1 protein-coding gene is annotated in these 915 nt (G+C 34.6%); it reads right to left on the bottom strand.

Annotation, left to right across the window (positions count from 1 at the left end; all coding sequences use genetic code 11):
• A partial coding sequence (locus tag AC1DTM_RS28980; protein WP_477001542.1) for an FAD-dependent oxidoreductase occupies positions 1–705 on the bottom strand: 705 nt, incomplete at its 3' end.
• Positions 706–915: the final 210 nt, after the last annotated feature.

The raw sequence follows: 915 nt of genomic DNA on the forward strand, positions 1-915 counted from the left end.
AATTACTTCTGGATGTAGTATCATAGTAAAACCGAATGCGCCTCCTTTAATAAATTCACTCAAATCCGCTTCAAAATATATGTTCATATAATAACCACCGATTGTACCACGGCCCTCGGTTAGAATACCTAGCTGTTCCCGTATTTTACTTTTCGCTCCATCTGCTGCGATTACATAATCACAATAAATAAGACACTCTTCCTTCGTTTCACGATTTCGAATAGTTGCTATTACTCCGTTCTCATTTTGCTCATAAGAAATCAGTTCATGATTAAAAGATAGATTTCCGCCTAACTTTTGCGCGTATTGTAACATCATCTCTTCTAACGTAATTTGATAACAAGCAGTTTGTTTTGATGGGCTAATCTCTTCCACTTTACGAACTAACTTTTCGTTATTTTCATACTGAGTCGCCCTTATTTGTTCCAACTCTTCATTCTTTACCTCAGCTATTGTTTGAACCGCAATTCTCCCGTGACAATTCTCTAATGCTTTACCAGCTAATCTAATTCCTTTTTCTAGACCTAATTCTCGAAATAATTCCATCGTACGAAAAGTAATCCCGCCTGCTTTCGGATGAATCGCAGTAGACGGATGCCTTTCAATAAGTAAGTACTCAATGTTCTGTTTTCCAAGAAATAACGCAGACGATAATCCTGATAATCCCCCTCCAACAATTAAAACTGGTACATGTTTCGATTTCATATATTTTCCCTCCACATACATATATTCTTCTGAGCTCAGTGACATAAATATAATCAAAAAAACAATGAAAATATAGACTTATATTTCATTTTGAATTATCATATAGATAGATTACGCCCCAAATTACTTTTTTCCTTTTATACATCTACAACTATGAGGACTGTGTATGAATAAAAGGAAAAAAAACAAAAAGAGCCTTCGTTATATAAC

Source organism: Bacillus sp. P4_D3, assembly GCF_056401855.1.